The organism is Cereibacter changlensis JA139, from assembly GCF_003034985.1.
Classification (GTDB): domain Bacteria; phylum Pseudomonadota; class Alphaproteobacteria; order Rhodobacterales; family Rhodobacteraceae; genus Cereibacter; species Cereibacter changlensis.
This window is the reverse complement of sequence record NZ_PZKG01000243.1, coordinates 1-3,230: the sequence shown is the minus strand read 5'-3', so window position 1 is coordinate 3,230 and position 3,230 is coordinate 1. Positions and strand designations below refer to the sequence as shown.

Sequence of the window (3,230 nt, the reverse complement as noted above, 5' to 3'; positions counted from 1 at the left end):
CGCGGTGACGGAGCCGCCGTTGAAGCTCTTGACCGCCGGATGCGGCCGGTCGCCGGGCAGGTCCGGCAGGGCGGGCGCATCCGGGTATTCGCCGCGCCAGTAGGCCTCGTCGGCCGAGCTGTCGGCGGGCCGTGCCAACGCATGGGCGGCGAAGGACGGGGCCGGCGGCAGGGCGGCGGCGCGGCCGCGGAGGCGGGCGCAGTAGAAGGCGGCGAGATCGCCGAAGATCACGTTGTAGGACCAGCCGTCGCAGACGATGTGATGCGCCGTCGCCACCAGCACATGCCGGTCGGCGTCCAGTCGCAGCAGCCGGAAGCGGATCGGCGGCCCCGCCACCAGATCGAGCGGCGTCTCGGCCTCGGCCTGCAGGATCTCGGCCATGTCGCTCTCCGCCGTCCGGCTCGGCGTGAGGTCGGTCACCTCGAGCACGACCGGCGCCGCGTCGGCCACGTCGAAGCTCTCGCCCGAGCGCGCGAAGACCAGCCGCAGGCTGTCATGCCGGGCGACGATGTCGGACAGCGCCGCCTCCAGCGCCGCCACGTCGAGCGGCCCGTCCAGATGCAGCGAGGCCCCTTCGTTGAAGCTGCAGGAGGCGGCGTCGCCGAGTTGGCTCGTCATCCAGATCTCGCGTTGCGCCTCGGTCAGCGGGATGTTGCGGGTCGGCGGCACCACCCGCAGCGCCGGCAGCGCGGCGGCGTCGCTGCCGGAGAGGATGCCGACGCTCTGCAGCTCGTCCACCGCATGCTCGAAGGCGTCCAGCACCAGCGCGCATTCCGCCTCGCCATGTTCGGTGGTCAGGAAGCCGCAATAGCCGTCGACGATGTGGATCCCCTCCATCCGCATCAGCGGATAGGCGAGCGAGGCCTTGGCCTCCTGCTGCGACAGGTTCGGGGCGAACCAGCTGGAGAAGCTGGTGACCAGCTCCGGCAGGCCGCGCGCGGTCAAGACGCCGTTCAGCTTGCCGGCGAGCTTCGCGGTGCGCTCGGCGGCCGCGGTCCAGAGGTCGTCGCCCTGCTTTTCCAGATGGTCGAGCACCGCGTCGACCGCCGCGATCACCAGCGGATGCCGCACGAAGGTTCCGGCGAAGAAGGTGGGCGAGGTCTCGGGCTTGCTGTCGTCGCCATATTGCCAGGCGCCGCCGTCCAGCGCGTCCATGAAGCGCGGCTTGCCGGCGAGGATGCCGACCGGCATGCCGCCGCCCGGAACCTTGCCATAGGTCGCCATGTCGGCGTCGATGCCCCAGAGCCCCTGCAGCCCGCGCTTGTGGGTGCGGAAGCCGGTCACCACCTCGTCCATCACCAGCGCCGCGCCCTGCTCGGCGGTGATCCTGCGCAGCTCGCGCACGAAGTCCGCCGGCCGCAGTTCGGGATGGCGGCTCTGCACCGGCTCGACGATGACGGCGGCGACCGTGCCGCCATGGGCGCGCAGCCAGGCGAGGCTCTCGTCGCTGCCATAGCCCAGCACGACCATGTTGCCCAAGCCGGAGCGCGGGATGCCCGGCGCGATCGGCAGGGCGATCGGGTCGCCGCCGCGCGACCGGCCCTTGATCAGCACCTCGTCGAACTGGCCGTGGTAATCGTTGCCGAAGACCACGATCCGGTCGCGTCCCGTCACCGCCCGCGCCAGCCGCATCGCGGCCATCACCGCCTCGGAGCCGGTGTTGCAGAAGGTGACCCGCTCGTGCCCGACCATGCGGGCGAATTTCTCGGCCACCGGCCCGGCGAACTCGGCCTGCGGCCCGATGGGGAAGCCGCGGTCCAGCTGGCGGCGCACCGCCTCCAGTACGAAGTCGGGCGAATGGCCGAAGGCGGTCTGGCCGAAGCCGTTCACCAGGTCGATGAACGTGTTGCCGTCGACGTCCCAGAGCTGCGCCCCCTTGGCGCGGGCGGCGACGATGGGGAAGACCAGCTCCTTCCACTCCTGGCGGAAGCCGGCGGCGGTGCGCGGGTCGGCATGGACCGGGCGATAGCGGGCGGTATGCGCCTTGGAGCCCTGGTGCCGCTGGCTGTAGCGCCGGGCGAGGTCGTCGACGAAGGCTTGCTGCCGGGCGTCGAACTGGCCGCCGGAAAGATCCGGGCCGCGGCCGAAGCGCAGGCCGGCTGGCGCCTCCGGCTCGGGCGCGGCGGTCTGCACGGCGGGGGCGGGCAGCGGAGCGAGGGGCGTGGCGACCGGCGTGGTGGTGGGGATGGCAGGGGCAGCGCCGAGGGCGGCAGGGGCCGTCCCAAGGGCGCGCAGCTGCTCGGCGAAGACCGCCTGCATCGTCTGCATCTGCGCCTGCAGCACCCCGGCCAGGCCCTCGGCCGGCGGTCCGGCGACCGGCATGGGGGCCGCCATGACCACCGGCTGCGGCGCGGCCAGAGCCACGGGTGCGGCGACCGGCTGCGCCGGCGCGGCGACGGCGTCGGGCGGCAGCACCGCGTCGAGATGCGCGGCCAGCGCCGCCGGGCTGGGGAAATCGGACAGCAGCTGGCGGAAGGTCAGCTCCACCGCGTAATCCCGCGACAGCCGCTGCGTTACCTGACCGAGGAACAGGCTGTCGAAGCCGAGCTCGAGGAAACTGAGGCCGGCCTGATCCGGCTCCAGCTCCTCGCCGGACAGATCGGCCAGCAGGGCGAGGATGTCGGCGGAGAGCCGCAGCGAACGCGGGGGGAGGATGCTCGTCATGACCACGGGACTCACTTCACTGGGGAGGGTTTGCAGGGGGAGGGGATCGGCGGCGGCTGCGCGGGGCGGCGGGTCGATCCAGTGCCGCCGACGCTCGAACGGGTAGGTTGGCAGCGGCACGCGCCGCGACCCGCGCGGGCCCGAGCGCGCCCAGTCCACCGGGACGCCCGCGGCCCAGAGTCTGGCGAGCGCGTCGGCCATGGCGAAACCGTCCGAAACCGATCTGGTGTGATCCGGCAATGAATGGAGGATACCGCCATGACCGAGGCGCGACAGGCACTGCGCTGCGAAGGCCGAAAGGGTGCTGCCTGCACCCACCTCCAGCAGCACGGGAGGCTGTCCTTCGGTCGCCGCCACCCTGATGGCCGCGTCGAAGTTCACCGTGGCGCGCGCCTGCCCGGCCCAATAGGCCGGGTCGCGCGCCTGATCCTGCGTCACCCAGGCAGCGGTGACGCAGGAAACCCATGGAATCTCGCCCGCCTGCAACGGCAGGGCCCGGATGCTCTCGGCCAGCGCGTCGCAGACCGGATCCATCATCGCCGAGTGGAAGGCATGCGAGGTGTGCA

1 protein-coding gene is annotated in these 3,230 nt (G+C 72.4%); it reads right to left on the bottom strand.

Annotation, left to right across the window (positions count from 1 at the left end; translation table 11 throughout):
- On the bottom strand, window positions 1–3,230 hold a 3,230-nt coding region (locus C5F48_RS22595), incomplete at both ends, for an aminotransferase class III-fold pyridoxal phosphate-dependent enzyme (RefSeq protein WP_146170717.1).